Raw genomic sequence first — 20871 nt, 5'->3', positions numbered from 1 at the left:
AACGGTGGTCTGCTTGCGATAAGATATGTGTTAACCAGATCACTACTACATTCCCCAAGCTTTGTCCTCGCCAATTTCCATGGGTGGGGAAGTTTTTATCTATTAGCTTTTGTACACCCATCCGTTCTATCTGTGTGAGTAGTACGGGTATGTCATCTACTCGTTCGTTTGTAATTATGGATTCAGTTGCCATAACGTCGAACATATACTTACTCAGCTTATTTTGTACAACCTGTCTCTGATTATACTTTTATCTGCACATTTTTCCTAACTCCCTAAAAAATGGGCGAACCGGGAGTGATGATGGTTCAACTGACAATTCCCGTGATATTATTACTGACTATAGCGATCGCATCATCCCCATCTTTCAAGAAAACGGCAAACAAGCTGCGGCTCTAAATAGTGGCTTTGGATCAAGTCATGGTGATATTATCCTTTTTCTTGACTCTGATGACTGTCTCTTGCCTAATGCAGTTGAGCAGGTTGTAAAGGCGTGGAAGCCAGGAGTTGGCAAAGTTCACTACCGCTTACAAGTCGTTGATACCCAAAAAGAACCATTAGGATATTACATTCCTACGACTGAAGCAAAGTTATCTTCTGGAGAGGTGTGGCGGCATTTGCTAGAAACCAGTGGCTATACAAGTACGCCGATGAGCGGTAATGCTTACAGTCGGACTGTTCTAACTAATGTTTTCCCAATTCCTGATGACTATAAGACCACAGCAGATGACTATTTGATGATCTCAACACCATTTTATGGTCAGGTTGTGAGCATTGAAGAAGCACTTGGTTTATATCGCATTCACAACAGCAACCAATGGGCGTTAACATCAGTTTCGGGCAGCCGATTTCGCCGATTTGTTCAACATGACTTGCAAAACTTTTCCCTACTGCTACAACGAGCTAAGGAGTTCGGACTGGAAGTTCCTAATGACTTGGAAAAGAGATCCCTGGGTCGTTTGTGGTCACGTTTAGCATCTCTGCGTCTAGAACCTCAAGCCCATCCTGTTTCTTCAGATAATTCACTTCAACTTATTTATTGGGGGTTTTGGTCTCTCTGGAAATATTCTGACTTTAACTGGCAGAAACGATGTATTTACAGCATTTTTTTTCTCTGGGTTGGACTGATGCCAGTTCCACTAGCAAAATTGGGTTTTACCTGGTTATATGCTCCGCACCTTCGTCCAAGAACAATTGATCGGATATTAATTAAAATTCGCGCATTAGTTAAATAAGCCGCCAATAATAAATATTTATCAAAGATTCAGATTTATGAAGACTCCATTTCGTTTAGGCATTGTTTTTACCCATCCAACTCAACATCACGGACCTCTATGGAAAAAGCTGAATGAACAAGCGGGTCTTTCAGTCAAAGTATTTTATCTGTGCAATGAAAACCAAACGAGTGGTGACATTTTACTGGGTAAAAGTTCTCAACCTTGGGATGTTGACTTATTGAGTGGTTACGAGTATGATTACCTCAAAGATTTGTCTGGAAAAGTTCCATCCCAACAAAAAAAGAACGTTATCAGCCCAGAGTTGTTTAGTTATCTAACCTCAGATAATTTCGATGCCATTTTCATGCAGAGTTTTGTGAATTACTCCTATAGATTAACTGCTCTGCTGTGTAAACTTCGTGGCATTCCTTTAATTATGCAGAACGATGCAACCATCATGTCCGATTGTCGCTACAGTCGCTCGCGGCAAATTATGATGGCGATTCTTTACCCCTGGATGCTTAATTTAGCAGATTACTGGCTCTCCTGTGGCGACCATAATGAAATTCACTTACGCCATTATGGTGTTGCAGACGAAAAAATTGTCCGTGGGTGTCACCCCGTAGATGGTGAACGATTTGAGCAATCAATTAGGCAAAACCAAGACGAAATTCAGAAAATTCGTCAGGAAATTAGTTGGAATGAGGATACTTTAATATATGGGTTTGCAGGTAAATATATTGAGCGTAAAAATCCCTTTGAATTTATTGAAGCTATAGAAAAAGCCCATCAATGTGATCCGCGTGTCAGAGGAATCATGATTGGTGGAGGTGACTTAGAATCCGAGATTAATCAACGTCTTAGCCAACTGCGTAATGCAGAGGTGATCAATCTGGGTTTTGTGAATCAAGCCAAAATTCCTCTTTACTATGCAGCAATGGATGTGTTTGTAGTCACATCCTGGATTGATCCCCATCCTCTTGTAGTTTCAGAAGCAATGGTGTCAGGTTGTCCACCTATTTTAAGCGATCGCTGTGGTAATTGGGGGTATAACGATACAGTTCGCCATCGCTACAACGGTCTGATCTATCCTTGCGGTAATTCTGATGTCTTAGCGGACAGAATGCTAGAAATGACTGATATTGAGACTCGCAAGCATTACAGCACAAAGTCTAAAGAAGTCTTTTACGAACAAGATATCTACTGCGAAGTCAAAGCTTTTTTGGAAGTGATAGAACGAATCAAACGCAATTATCCAAACTATTTCTGAATCTGTAGTTAGACTCAAACAGGATTCCATATATTCTCAAAAATTGGTTTCTCAGGGATTTGTGAGAGCTAAACAGTTGACTTGGAAAAAATCAGCAGAACATTTAGTTTCAATTTATGAGCAGTTAACAAGTCAACAATTAAAACTTGCAGTTGCAAACAATAGTTTAGTCTGAAAGCCGTTTTTATTCTGAATAAATTGGACAGACACACTAACCAAGTAAAAAATGACAATTCACCTCTAATATTTAAGGGAGAAAGAATAATGGGTGATTGCAATCACTTACAAGTATTTAATCAGGTAGCTAAGGAGTCAATTCTTGACATAGCTATTATCACAGGACAAGAACCTCACATTTTACCATCTATTAAAAATCCGCTGCTTTGCAAATTATTTAAAGCAATTGGTTTAACTTTATGCCATATAGATATGGGCAAGAAGATTAGAATAAACAAGAACAAACAAGTAATAATTTTGCATGGTTTCTCAAATGAATTTTTAATTTTCACCTATTGCTTTTCTCTGTTTACGACCAAAAATGTTTATATACTTACTCATCATAATATTCAGCAAGCTTTTGATAATTTACCATCAAGATTTATGTTAAAACTTTACAATCTGCTAAATTATAAATTTATTTTAAATGAGACATTTATGATCTTAAAATATATTGGCTTTAGCGATAAAGATATAGATAAACATATATCTTTGCTTCATCCTGTTGTTCAATCAAAATTACTTAATGTATCTAACAGAGAATTAAATCAGCAGAAAAAAATCGGGTTAATTGGAAAATATAGACAAGGAAAGAAAATGGAAGAAACCTTAAAATTATTGCTGAAAATACAAAAAAGTATAAATTTTATACTGATTATTGGCACTGATGATTTATCGCCATTTACTGAATTAGAGATAGATAACAATCGCATAAAGTTAGTTAACACCTCTAAAAAAGATGATTATCATACTACATTGACAGAATGTGATATTATTATTCTAAATTATGAAAAATCGAAATATTTTTACCGATGTAGTGGTGTTGCTGCGGATGCAATTGGAACTAAAACTTTTGTCTTATGCCCCAATTTTCCGTTAATGAATAATCAGATAAATTACCCTACTCAAGTTGGAATTTCTTATGAAAATGAATCTGATTTAGAAACAGCAATACAACAATCATTAGAGTTAGTAAGCAACGATTTTATTTCATTTGAAGAACATTACATAGAGCGTTCAATAGGGAATATTTCATCCGATTTAGCAAGACATTTAGAAGCAAAACTAAATGTTGTTAAATAATAGATATTTTTTTGGTTTAGAAGATGAAGAAATATACATTGCTTGAGGTAATGAAATGAAAAAACTTTTGTTAGTTACTTTTCCCGTTGATCTTGGTAGTACAACCTTTGAAAAGCGTTTTATTGATCTCTTTGAAAATAGACCTGAAATAGACCTCAAAATTTTTCGTTTTGTACCAACTCCTCTTAATTTGCATCCACGCATCAATGTATTTCAAAATAGATTTAAAATAAACTTAAAAAATTTCCGTTTTCAGCGAACTCCTCGTCATCCGCATTCACTATCTATTTTTACTATACATTATTCATCCTTATTTATCTCCCGAATTAGAGAGTCACGAAAACTTCATAAGATTATACACCAAGCAAATCGGGAGGAGCGAAAAGTCTTATTTATTGGAGTATCTGTTGCACTATTTGGATATCTTGCTACTGGAAATAATAGAAGTTATATAGTTACAGACTGGACTAGAAAACTCTATGAGCCAATCTGGAAAATCTCAACGTCTCCAGGTTGGTTAACACACATTCATAAAAAGATTCTGAATTCACAAAGATATGTACTTGGATTAACAAATGCTATAGTCAAGCAAATAGCTAAAGACTATGACATCCCTGACAGTAAGCTGAGAAAAGTTAAATTACCTTTATGTTTTGATCTCCAACTATTTACACCCAGTTCCCAGCGTGGAGATCAAGAAGTTCGTATTCTCTTTGTAGGAGGAGATTTCCAGCGTAAGGGGGGAAATGTACTTTTAAAGTGGTTTAAGGAAAATTATAAACCGGGCTTAAAAATGACAATGGTAACAAGTTTTTCTATTGAATATCATCCGGGCATCACCATAGAAAAAAATGTTGAATATGGACAACCTAAGCATATTGAACTGTACAAAAGTCATGATATTTTTGTATTGCCAACTAACTGTGATAGTTATCCATCTGTTTTAGGAGAAGCGGCTTGTGCTGGGTTGGCAATTCTCACAACAAAAAATGCGTTGGGTGCCTCTGAAGTTATTCAAAATGGTGAAAATGGCTATATTTGTGATTCTCCAGCAGCACTGCTTGAGAAGCTAACATTACTGATTAAAGATAAGGATTTACTAGCAATAATGAAGCAGAATAGCAGAAAGTTAATGGAAAGAGAATTCTCTGATGAAGTAGTTTTGAATCAGTATATGAGATATATTTTTGAATAGGTACTTTTCTGTTTAAAGAAAAGTGATATACAAGAATTATCCAAAAGTTTTAGCTTTACAGATGAACAATTTTATTGGACAAAAACATATGACTGTTGGAAAAAAATTTTTGGACATCGTTCGAGACCAATATCCAATGCGCCGCTTAACGGCAGGTTTGATGGGAAGATCTGGGCTTGGTAAGTTGTTTAAAATTAAGATCAAGGTTCAGGACTATAAAATTTTTTTTAATCCAACTGGACTTAGTAGTCTCTATTGGTACGAACCAACTGCTGGGAAGGAAGACTATGAGTTTATTTCCAGTTTTTTAAAAGAGGGTGACATATATATAGATATAGGAGCAAATATTGGCGTGACTCTGATACCAGCAGCTAAATGTATTGGAGAGACTGGTAAGGCAATAGCTTTTGAGCCTCACCCTAAGACATATTCATATCTTCGCAAAAATATAGAGTTAAATAATTTGAGTAAAGTGCAAATTCACAATTGTGCTGTAGGAAATAGCGAAGGATATATTTACTTCACTAATAAGTATACAGATGAGAAAAACCAAGTTTCAAATACATCTGAGAATAGTATCAAAGTTCCAATTGTATCTCTAGATAATTATTTAAATGAGATTAGTAATATTTCTCTTTTGAAGTTAGATGTTGAGGGGTATGAAAAATACGTTCTTGAAGCTGCTCAGGAAACTCTTGAAAAAGTAAATTGTATTTATTTTGAAGTATGTCCCAAAAACTACGAGAGTTTTGGATATCAACCTTCAGATGTCCTGACATTGGTGGAGAAATCTGGGTTTAGACTTTTCAAGAGAAAGGATGACGCAAAAGAACTCGTTTCTGTAAATAATCAATATCTGCCTTTATCCGGTTTGGAAAATCTATTTGGTATCAAAAATGTAGAGGATTTTCAAAATAGAACTCAATGGAAAGTAAAGTTTGAATAATGCAGAATATCTATAAAGTTTTGGAAGTAAAAAGTTGTGATGTATAGATGATGTATTTGCGTTTACCGACAACTAATAAACCGAATAGAAAGGGATGGATTGATAATACCAGCTTAATTATCATCGCTTTCTCTGTAGTTTTCTACTCCCGAATTTTTTGTTCAATTACTCGCGCTCCCTCCATCCTTAACCTTGCTCACTTCGCAGTTGTTCCCTTTGTTTTAGGAGTTGTATTATTCACAAGTCGCACTAAAGATCACAAACAAATTGCGATTACCTATTCTTTTTTATTGGGAATTTTCATTTTTCTCGTCGCCGTGTTGGCTAGTGCATTATGGAATAACACAGGCTTAATTAACGCCATTGTCTCTTTCATGATGCTTTGCGAACCCTTCATTTTCCTCGTGTCCATCGTCTGTATTCCCATGTCTGCTGAATCTATTACCCGCATCAAGAAATGGCTGATATGGTCTGCGGTGATTAACTTTGTCCTCGCTGCTGTCCAGAAACCTCTAATTGATGCGGGGAAACTTTATGCTAACGGATTTAATGGCACGGATGGATGCGGTGGAGTCTTTTTCGTTTCTGGGGCGGGAAATTATGTATCGGCTTCAGTATCAGTTGTCTTTGCACTCTACTTCTTCACTAATAAAAAAACTTTTCCATTATGGATGAGAATCGTAGCAGTTATCGCCGCTTTTTGGCAGATTCTCTTTTCTGATTCCAAACAACTTTTACTTGCTTATTTAGTTGCCTGGGTTCTTTTAATCTTGGTGAATTCAAAGGATTTTGGTAAAACTATCAAACTTCTGAGTGCGATCGCTCTCTTTGGATTCGGATTCCTTTGGTGTGTGCAAAACTTAGAAGCATTTGCCGCATTTACAGCCTGGGCGCGGCCGGAACTTTACGGAGCAGATGGTTATGCTTGGTATACCAAATTCTACTCAGTGCGTTCTATTTTATCTCATTATCAATCATCTCTGGATTGGTTATTTGGTCTTGGTCCAGGACACACTATCAGCCGTCTAGGAGTCTGGTTTTTGAGAGATTATTGGTCTATACTCGGACCACTAGGTGCTACCACCAATCCAATTAGTCAGGAAGCAATGGAATTTTGTGGTAATTCTTGGCTTTGTATGGGTTCTACGTTGTTCATGCCCATTTTTGGTTGGGCTGGAATATGGGGAGATTTAGGACTTTTGGGTGTAGGAGCATACCTATTTCTATCCTATCTAACTTGGCAACATTTTGGTCTAGATGATTGTTTGAAAGTTACTTTACTAGCCGTTCTTGTCTTTGGTCTGATTTTTACTCAAATGGAAGAACCTGGTTTCATGCTTTCTATCGCTTTTATTCTAGGACTAGCATGGCAAGAACGACGGCTGAAGAAACAGAGGAAGCAGAGGAGCAGGGAAAAAGAATTTCCCAATTACCAATTACCAATTACCAATTACCTATGAAGATTTTAATATCTGCTTACTCCTGTGAACCAGGTATGGGTTCTGAACCTGGTGTAGGTTGGAATATTGCCCGCGAAGTTGCTAAATACCATGAAGTTTGGGTACTCACCCGACCTGATGAGAGTCAGGATATCATCAACGCAGAATTGGCACATAACCCCATTCCCAATCTTCACTTTGTTTATTTTACTCTGCCCTTTTGGCAAGATAGCAGACGCTGGGGACAGTCTGGGGGAATGCAGCTTCACTATTACCTCTGGCAAATTCAAGCCTATTTTGTCGCCCGTGACTTACATCAGAAAATTGGCTTTGACTTGAGCCACCATGTCACCTTTGTTAAGTATTCCAGTCCTTGCTTCCTGTCACTATTACCCATTCCCCTGGTTTGGGGTCCTGTAGGCGGTGGAGAATCAGCACCAGCAAGCTTTTGGCAAGATTTTAGCTTAAATGGCAAAATTTATGAAATTGCTCGTAGCAGCGCTCGCTGGCTGGGAGAACAAGACCCGTTTGTCCGTCTGACTGCTCAAAGAAGTGCTGTAGTCCGAGCCACAACTAAAGATACAGCCCAGTGTCTTTATAAAATGGGTGTGAATCATGTGCAGATTCTGCCGGAATCAGGTTTATCAGCGGTAGACATAGAGCATCTGAATGAATATGAAATCCTTGATGAGCCAATAGTGAAATTTATCAGCATGGGTAGACTTTTGCACTGGAAAGGCTTTCATTTAGGACTGCGTGCTTTTGCTCAAGCAAATCTACCAAATACAGAATATTGGATTGTGGGAGATGGACCGGAATCGCATCACCTTCAAACTTTGGCATCAGATTTAGGAATTGCTAAAAAAGTTAAATTTTGGGGTAGGTTGCCTCGTGAAAAAGCTTTAGATTTATTAAAAGATTGTCATGTGCTAGTTCATCCTAGCTTACATGATTCTGGAGGGTGGGTGTGCATGGAAGCAATGGCTGCTGGTCGTCCTGTTATCTGTCTAGATTTAGGAGGACCGGCTGTTCAAGTTACAGATGAAACTGGTTTTAAGATTCCTGCTGACGAACCATATCAAGTTGTACGAGACCTAGCGGCCGCAATAATCCATTTAGTTAAAGACCCAGAATTAAGAGTTGGTATGGGTCAAGCCGGACGGAAGCTAGTAAGTGAAAACTATAGTTGGCAAGTTGTGGGAGAGCGGCTGCACAAACTTTATCTAGAGGTTGTCAGCAGAAAAGTTTCGGAAACTGAGGTTATATCTCAAGTTTTTTGAAACTTCTTTTAACTAATTAATTTTACCGAATTTCATAATATGCACATATTAATTGCTGCTTTACACAGACCTGCAAAATCAAGGTGTATTTGTAGATATACTGCAACATAGTTTTCTTGAATCTAGAAGTTGGAAATTAAATTAAGGCATTTTACTATGAATAAAATTGAAAATAAGCAAAGACTATTAGGGATCGATTTATGCCGAGGAATCGCTGCTTTTGCTGTTGTTGTTGTACATTCCGGTGATGAAACCTGGGGAATTCCTGTAACTAATGGAGCATTGCATTTCCGATTATTCTTTTATTTTGCTGTCCCATTTTTTCTGGCTACATCTTTCTTCTTCATCATCCGTAACCTAAGTGAAAATATTGATTTACATATTTCATTATCAGGAAATTCTTTCCAGTTAAATCCTAATACTGCGTTCTCTGGATTATTAAGCTTGCTCGATGCTAATTCAATATATTACTCATTAGCTAGATTTTTATTTGTTCAGATTTCCTGGATTTTGATTTGCCTACCCTACTTTTGTATTGCTGTAATTTTGAACCATCTACTCTTGAAAAATGAGTCGTTTGTATTTAAAAAGAGTAAATTTTTATTTTTCTTATTTTTATCCATATTTATTTATGTCAACACTTTTCGTGAAATATTCATCTTACCTGAATTAAGCAATATTATTATTGCTTTTTCCTTGTTATTTATTGGGATTTGTTTATCAAATTACTTACAAGAAAGTAAAATAATTAAGAGTTTGGGTAATTGTTCATTTGGAATTTACTTAATTCATCCTATTATCAAAAAAATAACTGGAATTATTTTGACTTTTGCTGCTCCTCAAATAACCTCTCAAATTACTGTTACTTCTATGTTATGCTTATCTATGCCGAGTTTTTTAATGAGTTGGTTAGTTATAAATTTGTTAATGAATAACAAACATCTTGCTCAGTATATGTTTGGTATTAGGGTTAATTAAAAACAGCAGTGGGACTAACTCATCTACCCTGATATTAAAGAAATCCTAATTCAGACAGATATAAACTTTATTTAGATATTGCCAGCAAGACAGTATCAGAAACTGAGGTTATATCTCAAGTTTTTTGAACCTAAATTTAACTAATTGATTTTTCCTAATTTCATAATATGCACATACTAATTGCTGCTTTACATAGACCTACAAAACCAACAGGTGTTTGCCGCTACGCTGCAAATTTGGCTCAATGTCTAGCTGATACTCCAGATGTTAACAAAGTGACCTTAATTGTCGGAGTATGGCAGAAAGATTACTTTCAACTATTTTTTAACTCCCCAAAAATTCAGTTAATTACTGTAGATATTAAAAATAGTTCCTTGGCAAGAAATATCTGGTTTTTACTAGGTTTACCAAAATTGGTAAATAGTCTTTGTCCTGATATAGTTCATTTATCTTTTCCCTTTCCTTTTCTCCGTTCACTTTTTCCTTGTCCTGTTGTTTCGACAATTCACGATTTGTATCCTTATCAAAAACCAGAGGTGTTTGGATATCCAAATGTGATCTTTAATCGGTTCTTTTTAAAACAATGTATAGAATATAGTGATGGTCTTACCTGTGTTTCTCAATCTACATTAAGCAGCCTTAAATCATATTTTCCGAAAATTCAAACACTCAAAACCATTTCTGTTATTTATAATTACGTGGATTTTAGTGATATTATTGCTGAAGTACCTACTAATTTAGATATTAGTGATCAGGATTATTTTTTATTATGTGTTGCTCAACATCGCAAAAACAAAAATCTAGATTTATTAATTCAAGCATTTTCTTTATTGAAGAAATATGAGAATTTAAAAGATAATGCTAAGTTAATTATTGTTGGTAGTACAGGACCAGAAACAGAGATTTTATTACAGCTAATTCATAACTTATCCCTTCAAGAACAAGTGCTACTAATTCATACAATTAAGGATAATGAATTATGTTGGTTATATCAAAAATGTCAAGTTTTTATTGCTGCTTCATCTGAGGAAGGTTTTTGTCTACCTTTAGCAGAAGCTTTATATTTTTCCTCTCCTGTGGTGTGTGCTGATATTCCTATCTTTAGAGAAATTGGTAATTCTAGCTGTTGTTATTTTGATCTTCAAGGTAATGCTGTTGAAAATCTCTCACAAACCATTATTTCTACTTTAAAACAGTCTTTAAATAAAACTGCTGATAATTTTCATTTTTCTAAATTGGATATAGCAGATCAATATCTAAAATTTTACAGCAACACTTAGTCACTCGGTATCCCCCACCCGCTCTCTGCTCCCCTTGCCAACTACTGGTATCAGGCTGCTTATAACAAAAATAACTTAGCATAACATCCTCCCGTCTCTAACAATTCTTCGTGAGTTTTATCATAATTGGCGCGAATATTGATAACGAAACTTAGGTTTTAGAAGGCTTAAAAGCAGGCGATCGCATATTCATATTTATTGACCTACCTAAAACCTAAGAAAAAGAGGATATCCCTGTTCTGTCAGATTGGGATATGCTCAAAATGACTTAATCATTTGATTCTATAGGTATGGGTAAAGCAAAAGCTAAACTATTACATATATATGGCTCTTCTCGTCTTGTCAAGGTCTATTTTTAGCTGTGTTTAGTATATTTAATCCCCGCAAGGGGACTGAAACTTTTATCAAGGATTTAGTGGGTTAATAATTTCAATCTCAAGAACCTTTAAAACCATGAGATCATGAGATCATGTAGACTGTTTTGTAATTAAACTATCATCAAAGGAGTCTGAACAAATGGAACAAAATCGTAAGTCAACGGCAATCATTACAGGTGCTTCTTCGGGAGTTGGTTTGCAAGCAGCAAAAGCTCTCGTAGATAAAGGAAACTGGCACGTTATTATGGCTTGTCGTGATTTAATTAAAGCTGAAAAAGCTGCTCAAAGTGTGGGAATCCCCACAAATAGCTACACACTCATGCAAATTGATTTAGGCTCTTTAGAAAGCGTTCGACAATTTGTAAATAATTTCCGAGCCAGTGGCAGAACCGTAGAAGCTTTGGTTTGCAACGCTGCCATTTATATGCCTTTAATTAAAGAACCTTTATTTTCTCCTGAAGGATATGAATTAACCGTTACCACAAATCACTTAGGACATTTTCTCCTCTGTAATTTGATGTTGGCAGATTTGCAAAAATCACCTGCGACTGATAAACGATTGGTAATTTTGGGTACTGTTACCCACAACCCAGATGAATTAGGTGGAAAAATTCCTCCTCGTCCAGATTTGGGTAATTTTGAAGGTTTTGCCGCAGGTTTCCAAAATCCCATTTGCATGATTAACGGTAAGGAATTTGAACCAGTCAAAGCCTACAAAGATAGTAAGGTATGTAATGTTCTGACGATGCGCGAACTACATAACCGTTTTCATGAATCTACTGGAATTACTTTTAGTTCTCTCTATCCTGGTTGTGTGGCAACTACGGCTTTATTCCGCAATCACTATCCTCTATTCCAGAAAATTTTCCCCCTTTTCCAAAAGTATATCACTGGGGGATTTGTGACTGAGGAATTATCAGGAGAGCGGGTGGCAATGGTGGTTGCTGATTCTGAATACAAACAATCTGGTATTTATTGGAGTTGGGGAAATCGTCAAAAAGAAGGTAGAACATCTTTTGTGCAAAAAGTTTCCCCCCAAGCAAGAGATGACGAAAAAGGTAAGCGGATGTGGGATCTTAGCTATCACTTGGTAGGATTAGGAAAAGAATCTGAAAAAGCAAAATCTCTAATTTAGTCAGTTGTCAGTTGTCAGTTGTCATTGGTAAGGGGGGAAAAATTTCCCCTGTTCCCTCTTGCCTCTTGCCTCTTGCCTGTTCCCTCTTGCCTGTTCCCTCTTGCCTCTTGCCTCTTGCCTCTTGCCTCTTGCCTCTTGCCTCTTGCCTCTTGCCTCTTGCCTAAATTGAATAATAAAGTGGAAAAGATTTCGCATCTTTCGGTTTAACATAAACCTTTTTTTGTGGTTCTAATTTTAATTCATCGAACCGTTCCCGTGTTAAGTGGGCTGTCATCATTTGTCCATCATCTAAGGTTAATTCAACTTGAATTTCCCAGCCTAAATGAATGATTCTGCTGACAGTAGCTTGTGCTGTTGTGCCATTACCAACTGTTTCAATGATGATATCTTGGGGACGCAAAAATGTTTCTGGGTTTGTTGATTCAAAACCACTACTTTGGAAGATTTTTGCAGAACTGGGTAATACATTTACAGGACCAATAAAGCTCATCACAAATGCAGATGCGGGATGATCATAAATTTGTGCGGGTGTTCCTACCTGTTCTACTTTGCCTTTATTCATGACGACAATTTCATCAGAAACTTCCATTGCTTCTTCTTGGTCATGGGTGACGAAAACTGTGGTGACATGAACTTCGTCATGGAGACGACGTAACCAAGCTCGTAAGTCTTTACGAACTTTGGCATCAAGCGCTCCAAATGGTTCATCTAATAAGAGGACGTTGGGTTCTACAGCCAAAGCTCTAGCTAGGGCTACCCGTTGTCTTTGTCCGCCGGAAAGTTGGGAAGGATAGCGATCGCCTAATCCACCTAATTGTACCAGTTCTAGTAACTGTTCTACTTTTCCCGCAATTTTCTTTTTGGGGGCTTTACGAATTTCTAAGCCAAAGGCGATATTTTTACGGACAGTTAAATGTTTAAATAGGGCATAGTGCTGAAACACAAAGCCAATATTTCTTTCTTGGACACTTTGAAAAGTGGCATCTTTGCCCGTTAAAATGATTTTACCTGTATCTGGTATTTCTAAACCAGAGATTAACCGCAACAAGGTAGACTTACCAGATCCCGATGGACCAAGTAAAGCCACCAGCGAACCACTCTGAATTTCCAGGTTTACCTGTTCAACCGCTTGGAAACTACCAAATTGTTTAGAGACGTTTTCAACTACTATGCCCACTGGTGCTACACCTCTGCAAATAATCTACGGTTTTTAAGTAGGAATACCGTACTTTATATTTATATCATAAATATTGGCAGTTGTATCATTAAAATTCATGAATTAAGTTCACATTTAACCAAACAGTATTTCATACTCAAAACCATTACCCCAAAGACCCAACAAGCGGTAGAATTAACAACCAACCCCAATCCCCCCCTTGATATGTATTGCGACTACCTGGTACAAATCCTCACCGCCCGCGTCTATGATGTAGCCCAAGAAACACCATTGGAATATGCCCCAAATCTTTCCAACCGCATTCATAACAAACTCCTCCTCAAACGGGAAGATATGCAATCGGTTTTCTCCTTCAAACTGCGGGGTGCATATAACAAAATGGTCAATCTCACACCAGACCTACTTAAACAGGGTGTCATTGCGGCTTCTGCGGGGAATCATGCCCAAGGTGTGGCTTTAGCTGCCAGTCGTTTAGGAACAAAAGCCATCATTGTTATGCCCGTAATTACGCCCCAGGTGAAAATCAATGCAGTCAAAGCCCGGGGAGGAGAAGTTGTATTACATGGCAATAATTATGATGATGCTTACGCCCATGCCCGACAATTAGAAGCAGAAAAGGGGTTGACTTTTATACATCCATTTGATGATCCTGATGTTATCGCTGGTCAGGGAACAATTGGTATGGAAATCCTGCGCCAATATCAGCAACCTATTCACGCTATTTTTGTGGCTATTGGTGGTGGTGGCTTAATTTCCGGGATTGCAGCTTATGTTAAACGGTTACGTCCCGATATTAAAATTATTGGTGTTGAACCTGTAGATGCTAACGCTATGTATCAATCATTGCAAGCTGGCGAACGGGTACGATTGTCTCAGGTGGGTTTATTTGCGGACGGTGTAGCGGTACGGGAAGTGGGAGAAGAAACCTTTCGGCTATGTCAACAATATGTGGATGAAATTATTTTAGTGGATACAGATGCTACCTGTGCGGCAATTAAAGATGTGTTTGAGGATACTCGCTCTATTTTAGAACCTGCGGGGGCGTTAGCGATCGCTGGTGCAAAACTCTATGCAGAACGAGAACAAATTCAAAATCAAACCCTCATCGCCGTTGCTTGTGGTGCTAACATGAATTTTGACCGTTTACGTTTTGTGGCAGAACGGGCAGAATTTGGCGAACGTCGAGAAGCTATTTTTGCAGTCAGAATTCCCGAAGAAAGGGGTAGTTTAAGAAAGTTTTGTGACTGTATTGGTAAACGCAACCTGACAGAATTTAACTATCGCATTGCCGATGAAAAAGAAGCGCATATTTTCGTAGGTGTGCAAATAGAAAATCGTGCTGACGCTGCGAAAATGGTCGAAAATTTTGAATCTCACGGTTTAAAAACCATAGATTTAACAGATGATGAATTAACCAAACTGCATTTACGTCACATGGTAGGAGGACATTCTCCTCTTGCAGAAAATGAACTCCTTTATCGCTTTGAATTTTCCGAACGTCCAGGGGCATTAATGCAGTTTGTAACTTCTATGTCTCCTGATTGGAACATTAGCTTATTTCATTATCGCAATAATGGCGCAGACTATGGACGAATTGTGGTAGGAATGCAAGTTCCTCCCCATGAAACAGCAGAATGGCAATCATTTTTAGATAATCTTGGTTATCACTATTGGCATGAAAGCGATAATCCGGCATATAAGTTATTTTTAGGATAATTTTGATATATCCCCGACTTCTTCAAGAAGTCGGGGATATTTAACGATGTGAGAGTTCCAAAAAACTAATAGTTTGCGGCATAAAACTAGATGAACTTTCCCAATAATCTACTTTATTAACTTTTATTTTTAATAAAGCAATATTGGGTTCATCTATGCCTTTAGGAAACCAAACTTCTAATCCTGGCTGCCATTTTGATTGAATTTCCTGACGTTCTCTTGTTAACTGGGCTGTTCCTAATATGGAAACAAATCGTTCTTGATTAGGTGCGGAAAAACTCACATTCACCTGTTGATGATGTTGAATTTCTACGACTTTATGAGAATTAGCTGGGGTAAAAAACCAGAGTGTGGCATCATTATCAATTTCATTCCACATTGACATGGGACGACTATGTAAACTGCCATCATCATCAATTGTGGTTAACATCCCACATTCAAGACCTTCAAGCAATTTACGCAATTCCTGCACTTGTGGTTTTGTGCCTAAAGATTGTGTCATTATTTCTAGAATTCTAGTTTTATAAACATTAGTGATATTTTTAGTGTTAAGGTTTTTCGATTTATATACGTGAGTCTAAAGAGGTAATTATCAAAATCTGTTCTTACCAATTTATGACTAAATAAATATGCCTTAAATAAGATGTCACCTGGATAAAGTCATAATTAGAATATTATGGGGTGGGCATCTTGCCCGCCCATTTTATTTTTAACTCAAATTAATTACCCAATCACGTAAATGTGAATTTACTTGTTCAGGAATTTCGTCATGGGGACAATGACCGGCTGTGAGAAAATATTCTGTTAATTGGGGATAATATTCATGAAACTTTTGTGAACGTTCTCGCGCTTTCATCCAAGGATCTGCTTCTCCCCATAATAACAATAATGGACAAGTTAATTGTTTGAGTAAGATGTCAACTTTCGGACCTTGAGGACTGCTAAAAACAGAAACAAATACATCTAACGCACCTTTATCAAAAGCCGGACGCTGAATTTCTGCTACTAATTGATCTGTAATTGCCGTTTTATCAAGATAAACTTTTTCTAATGTTCGGCGAATTACCCACTTTTGGCGGGTATATTGAAATAACAAAGATTGCGCTAAACGTTGTTTAAAAAACCATGTAACAGTTTTTCCTAGAAGTTTTTGCAGAGGATTTATAGAAGGTTGAATTTGATTTTCTGGTTGGGAAAATGGACCTGCACTATTCAGTAATACTACACCTGCCGCACTGTCAGGACGTTGGGAAGCAACGCATAAACAAGCGTAACCACCTAAAGAATTACCTGCTAAAATGGTCTTTTGACCAATAATTTCACTAATAAAATCATGGAGTTGGTCGCGCCACAAGTCACCGCTATACTGTAAATTAGGTTTTGCGGAACGCCCAAATCCTAAGAGGTCAATGGCAAATACTTGGAAATCTGCACTCAATTCTGTGATATTCTTGCGCCAATGGTCTGTGGAAGCACCAAAACCATGTACCAATAGCAAGGGTGGACGTTGGGTTTGTGCTGCTCCTGCTTGGACATAGTATACGTTGTGTCCGCGCCATTGCCAATATTGACCAGGAATCGGATTTGTAGAAGGAGTGGTACTTGTTTGCATATTGCGAAGAAATATTAAGTTACTGTGAATAATTGTAAATTAAATTATTTAACAACGGACAACTGACCACTAACAATTGACAACTAATAAAAATAAAAATGATTACTGGAAAAACACAACTTTTGGGAGTTATTGGACATCCTGTGTCACATTCTCTGTCACCATTGATGCACAATGCGGCTTTAACTAAACTGGGATTAGATTATGTGTATTTGCCTTTTCCCATTGCACCGGAGAATTTGGAGAGAGCGATCGCCGGGTTTGCTAGTATTGGTATGGTAGGGTTTAGCATTACAATTCCCCATAAACAAGCAATATTACCGTTATTATCGGAAATTTCCCCTATCGCCCAAGCTATCGGTGCAGTGAACACTGTCACTCGTCAAGGTGATAAATGGGTGGGGACAAATACAGACGTGGAAGGATTTATTGCCCCATTACAAACAACATATCATCAAGATTGGAGTCAGAAAAGAGCGGTAATTTTAGGAAATGGTGGTGCAGCGAGGGCTGTTGTTGCTGGTTGTATTCAACTCGGTTTGGCAGAAATTCATGTTGTCGGGCGGAATTTACAGAAATTACAGGCATTTCATCAAAGTTGGCAAAATTCACCCTTTGCAGATAAATTTCAGGTGCATGAATGGACAGAATTACCAAACCTACTTCATCAAGCTAACTTATTAGTAAATACGACCCCTATAGGAATGTATCCCCATATTGAAGAATCGCCATTGAGTAGCCAAGAAATTAGTTATTTGCCTGATGCCATTGTCTATGATTTAATTTACACCCCTAAACCCACAAAATTTTTGCATCTAGCCGAAAAACAAGGAGCAATTATTATTGATGGTTTAGAAATGCTAGTCCAACAGGGTGCAGCAGCCTTAAAAATCTGGTTGCAACAAGATACTGTTCCCGTCAATGAAATGCGTCAAGCATTGCAAAATCACCTGGGGATATAGCAGAAATTAAGCTTGGATGTATCTATCACAGTTGGTGATGGTTGGGTGAGATGATGTGAACAGATATAGGGTTTTTTGGTTGTAACTTGGTGTTATTAATGGTGGGTTATGTTGTTGCTAACCCACCGAGAGTATTACTTATTTTAATTAGCTCAAAATAGCAAATTTTCAAAATCAGCAAATGATTTATAAATACAGACTCTGGAATCAAATTAAGTAGGTTAGCATTGAAAAAAGATTTGATAGATAATGTTAGGATAATTATATAATTACATGAATAAGGGTAAAGCAAGAGCTTCATTGGTGTCAACTTAACGTAAAACCTCTATCCCGCAAAGAACTCAAGTCATCTCATTCCCAGTCAGAGACTGGGAATGAATTCTAGAAGGCTCTGCCTTCAATAATATTAGAGGCAGAGCCTCATCAACTGCATTCCTAGTCAGAGACTAGGAACGAGATGTGGTAGGGATTTGAGCTTAAGTTGACACCAATGAGCATTGCTAAACCCCTACATAATTTATTGATTTTTTACTACTAAAATACCTACTGCCAAACGTAGATAAGTAGAAACAAAATAATCCAGATAACATCAACAAAGTGCCAAAACAAAGAAGTGGCATTTATGCCAAAATGACCATTATCAAAATTACCAGGAACGAAAGAACGCAACAAGACAATTAACTGTAATAGAATACCCGTAAAAACGTGCAAACCGTGAAAACCAGTTAATAGATAAAACATTCCTCCAAACGTACCAGAAGTAAAGCCAAATTCTAATTGACTCCATTCCACAGCTTGTCCAAAAAGGAAATAACCACCCATAGCCATTGTTAAAAACAACAACAGCCGATAAGTCTTTAAATCATGTCTTTCTAGGGCTTTTTCTGCAAAGAAAATCACAAAACTACTAGCAACCAAAACCACAGTATTAATGCTAGGTTCTTTTACTTCCAAACCAGAAACACCAGGTGGCAACCAATTAACAGCAGAAGTTTTGTAGATAATATAGCCAGCAAAGAAACTTAAGAAAATAACACTTTCCGATAACAGAAACACAATAAAACCAAACATTTTACTGCCTTCTTCATCATGTCCATGCTCATGACTAACATGATCTAAATCATCAGGAGAAACAGAACTATCCATTGTTAAAAAACTCCAAAACCAGGAAACTAGTAATTAAGAAAAAAGTAACGAGAAAAACTATAGCGATTCTAAATAAGACGTAAAAAATTCTCTTCCTTCTCTTCCTCTGCGCCCTCTGCGTCTCTGCGGTTCGTTAAAAAATCAAATTCATACATCAAATAGAATCGCTATATTACCCATTACTCATGTTCAGAAGATGCTATTAATTCAGCCTTACCATAACCATAAGGTTCGCAAGTAACAATCGGAATTTCCTCAAAATTCTCAACAGGGGGAGGAGAAGAAACAGTCCATTCCAAACCAATTGCTCTCCAAGGATTAGCAGAAGCTTTTTCTCCATCCATCCAAGAAATTAACATATTGAAAATGAACGGAAGAGTAGACATTCCTAACAGAAAAGAACCCAAACTAGCAACAATATTCCAACCAATTAACTCAGGTGCATAGGAAGCTGCCCGGCGTAACATTCCTTGCAAACCTAAAGGGTGCATGGGTAAGAAATTCAAATTTGTGCCGATAAATGCTAACCAAAAATGGATTTTGCCCCAACCTTCGTGGAACATTCTGCCCGTCATTTTAGGAAACCAATGATAGATAGCGGCATACATTCCCATAGTTACAGTTCCATAGAGAACATAATGGAAATGCCCGACAACAAAATAGGTATTATTAACATGAACATCTACAGGAACAGAAGAAAGCATAATTCCTGTAATGCCAGCAAAAACAAACATTACCAAACCACCCAAAGCAAATAACATGGGTGTAGTGAGGCGAATTTTACCGCCCCAAATAGTTGCCACCCAAGCAAATACCTTAATCCCTGTGGGAATAGAAACAAACATGGTTGTCACCATGAAAAACAACCGTAGCCAACCGGGAGTACCACTGACATACATATGGTGTACCCAAACAATGCCGCTAACTACAGCGATTAACATGGAAGAAATGGCAACGACTTTATAACCAAATAAAGGTTTGCGGGAATAAACCGGGAAGATTTCTGAGAAAATCCCGAAAATAGGCAAAATAATCACATAAACTGCGGGGTGAGAATAGAACCAGAAATAATGCTGGAACATCACCGGGTTTCCGCCTTTAGTAGGATCAAAAAAGGCAGTTCCCACTGTAATATCAAGAAGTAGCATGACCGCCCCGGCTGTTAAAGCTGGCAGTCCAAATAACTGGATAATTTGGGCGCTAAATACTGCCCAAACAAAGAGGGGCATTCTAAAGAAACCCATTCCCGGCGATCGCATTTTCACAATAGTAGTGACAAAATTTACCGCACCCATAATCGAGGAGACACCGGAAATAGCCACCGCTAATAACCAAAGAACTTGACCATTAATCAAGTTTCCCGTGGGGTTTTGGGTACTAACGGGGGGATATGCCCACCAACCAGATTGAGCAGGTCCACCAGGGACAAAGAAGCTAGACATGAGGAGAATACCCACCACAGGAACCATCCAAAAGGCGACAGCGTTGAGGCGGGGAAATGCCATATCTCGCGCCCCAATCATCAAGGGAACGAGGTAGTTAGCCATACCAACAAGAGAGGGAAACGTCCACAGAAACAGCATCACTGTTCCGTGCATAGTGAACATTCCGTTGTAGACTGTGCGGTCTATTAAATCAGCTTCGGGGGTGATGAGTTCCCCGCGCAAAATCATAGCGAAGATACCACCAACCAGGAAGAAAATAAAAGAGGTAACGAGGTATTGAATACCGATAACCTTATGGTCTGTACTAAAACTGAAGTAGGTTCTCCAGGTTTGGGGCGGTTCGTGGTGATGTGATTCACCAGTGATATGAATGGGGATGTTAGCCATTTGTCAGTTA

Annotated in this window: 17 protein-coding genes and 1 pseudogene; 12 read left to right on the top strand and 6 right to left on the bottom strand. The window is 37.7% G+C overall.

The features are described from left to right. Positions 1-205, bottom strand: a pseudogene (locus AN486_RS17845) (hypothetical protein); the annotation flags it as partial. 49 nt (positions 206-254) lie between these two features. Between AN486_RS17845 and AN486_RS17840 the strand changes: the two are divergent. The 10 genes from AN486_RS17840 (at position 255) to AN486_RS17795 (ending at position 12416) form a co-directional block, all read left to right on the top strand. Further along, entirely contained in the window at positions 255-1235 is a 981-nt protein-coding gene (locus AN486_RS17840) for a glycosyltransferase (protein ID WP_367142451.1), read from the top strand. 37 nt (positions 1236-1272) lie between these two features. Continuing rightward, positions 1273-2487, top strand: a complete 1215-nt coding sequence (locus tag AN486_RS17835; protein ID WP_053538731.1) for a glycosyltransferase family 4 protein — start codon at positions 1273-1275, stop codon at positions 2485-2487. Positions 2488-2751: 264 nt separating this feature from the next. Further along, positions 2752-3786 (top strand): hypothetical protein, encoded by a 1035-nt coding sequence (locus tag AN486_RS17830; protein ID WP_053538730.1) that lies wholly within the window; start codon positions 2752-2754, stop codon positions 3784-3786. Between the two features lie 55 nt (positions 3787-3841). Next, the gene (locus tag AN486_RS17825) at positions 3842-4981 is read left to right on the top strand and encodes a glycosyltransferase family 4 protein (protein ID WP_053538729.1); all 1140 of its coding nucleotides are present in this window, start codon (positions 3842-3844) and stop codon (positions 4979-4981) included. Between the two features lie 61 nt (positions 4982-5042). Further along, complete coding sequence (locus AN486_RS17820) at positions 5043-5927, top strand: FkbM family methyltransferase (protein ID WP_053538728.1); 885 nt, start codon at positions 5043-5045, stop codon at positions 5925-5927. 47 nt (positions 5928-5974) lie between these two features. Beyond that, the gene (locus tag AN486_RS17815; protein ID WP_290601879.1) at positions 5975-7387 is read left to right on the top strand and encodes a hypothetical protein; all 1413 of its coding nucleotides are present in this window, start codon (positions 5975-5977) and stop codon (positions 7385-7387) included. Beyond that, positions 7384-8646: a glycosyltransferase family 4 protein gene (locus tag AN486_RS17810; RefSeq protein ID WP_290601886.1), complete on the top strand. Its 1263-nt coding sequence runs from the start codon at positions 7384-7386 to the stop codon at positions 8644-8646. Before AN486_RS17815 ends, AN486_RS17810 begins: the two co-directional genes overlap by 4 nt. 156 nt (positions 8647-8802) lie before the next feature. After that, positions 8803-9624: a hypothetical protein gene (locus tag AN486_RS17805; protein WP_290601877.1), complete on the top strand. Its 822-nt coding sequence runs from the start codon at positions 8803-8805 to the stop codon at positions 9622-9624. A gap of 167 nt (positions 9625-9791) precedes the next feature. Continuing rightward, complete coding sequence (locus AN486_RS17800; RefSeq protein ID WP_290601875.1) at positions 9792-10904, top strand: glycosyltransferase family 1 protein; 1113 nt, start codon at positions 9792-9794, stop codon at positions 10902-10904. A gap of 516 nt (positions 10905-11420) precedes the next feature. Beyond that, positions 11421-12416: a protochlorophyllide reductase gene (locus AN486_RS17795; RefSeq protein WP_168636376.1), complete on the top strand. Its 996-nt coding sequence runs from the start codon at positions 11421-11423 to the stop codon at positions 12414-12416. A 160-nt stretch (positions 12417-12576) separates the two neighbouring features. On the opposite strand, the gene AN486_RS17790 is transcribed toward AN486_RS17795, so the two are convergent. Beyond that, positions 12577-13593, bottom strand: a complete 1017-nt coding sequence (locus AN486_RS17790) for a TOBE-like domain-containing protein (RefSeq protein ID WP_053538721.1) — start codon at positions 13591-13593, stop codon at positions 12577-12579. Positions 13594-13737: 144 nt separating this feature from the next. Between AN486_RS17790 and ilvA the strand changes: the two genes are divergently transcribed. Beyond that, positions 13738-15309, top strand: coding sequence for a threonine ammonia-lyase, biosynthetic (ilvA, locus tag AN486_RS17785; protein ID WP_290601884.1), 1572 nt, complete (start codon positions 13738-13740; stop codon positions 15307-15309). A gap of 40 nt (positions 15310-15349) precedes the next feature. On the opposite strand, the gene AN486_RS17780 is transcribed toward ilvA, so the two are convergent. Then, a complete protein-coding gene (locus AN486_RS17780; protein WP_190384269.1) occupies positions 15350-15811 on the bottom strand; it encodes a pyridoxamine 5'-phosphate oxidase family protein in 462 nt (153 codons plus the stop codon). A gap of 207 nt (positions 15812-16018) precedes the next feature. Further along, positions 16019-16921 (bottom strand): alpha/beta fold hydrolase, encoded by a 903-nt coding sequence (locus AN486_RS17775; protein WP_290601871.1) that lies wholly within the window; start codon positions 16919-16921, stop codon positions 16019-16021. A 98-nt stretch (positions 16922-17019) separates the two neighbouring features. Here AN486_RS17775 and AN486_RS17770 point away from each other — a divergent pair, with 98 nt between their 5' ends. After that, entirely contained in the window at positions 17020-17883 is an 864-nt protein-coding gene (locus tag AN486_RS17770) for a shikimate dehydrogenase (protein ID WP_053538718.1), read from the top strand. A 543-nt stretch (positions 17884-18426) separates the two neighbouring features. Here AN486_RS17770 and AN486_RS17765 read toward each other — a convergent pair. Both AN486_RS17765 and ctaD read right to left on the bottom strand, forming a co-directional pair. After that, positions 18427-19029: a heme-copper oxidase subunit III gene (locus AN486_RS17765; protein WP_290601869.1), complete on the bottom strand. Its 603-nt coding sequence runs from the start codon at positions 19027-19029 to the stop codon at positions 18427-18429. A 179-nt stretch (positions 19030-19208) separates the two neighbouring features. Continuing rightward, positions 19209-20861, bottom strand: coding sequence for a cytochrome c oxidase subunit I (gene ctaD / locus AN486_RS17760; RefSeq protein WP_290601867.1), 1653 nt, complete (start codon positions 20859-20861; stop codon positions 19209-19211). Between the last annotated feature and the right edge of the window lie 10 nt (positions 20862-20871).

Source organism: Anabaena sp. AL93, assembly GCF_001672085.1.
In the GTDB taxonomy this organism is placed as follows: Bacteria; Cyanobacteriota; Cyanobacteriia; order Cyanobacteriales; family Nostocaceae; genus Dolichospermum; species Dolichospermum heterosporum.
This window is presented reverse-complemented; position numbering and strand designations above follow the sequence as displayed.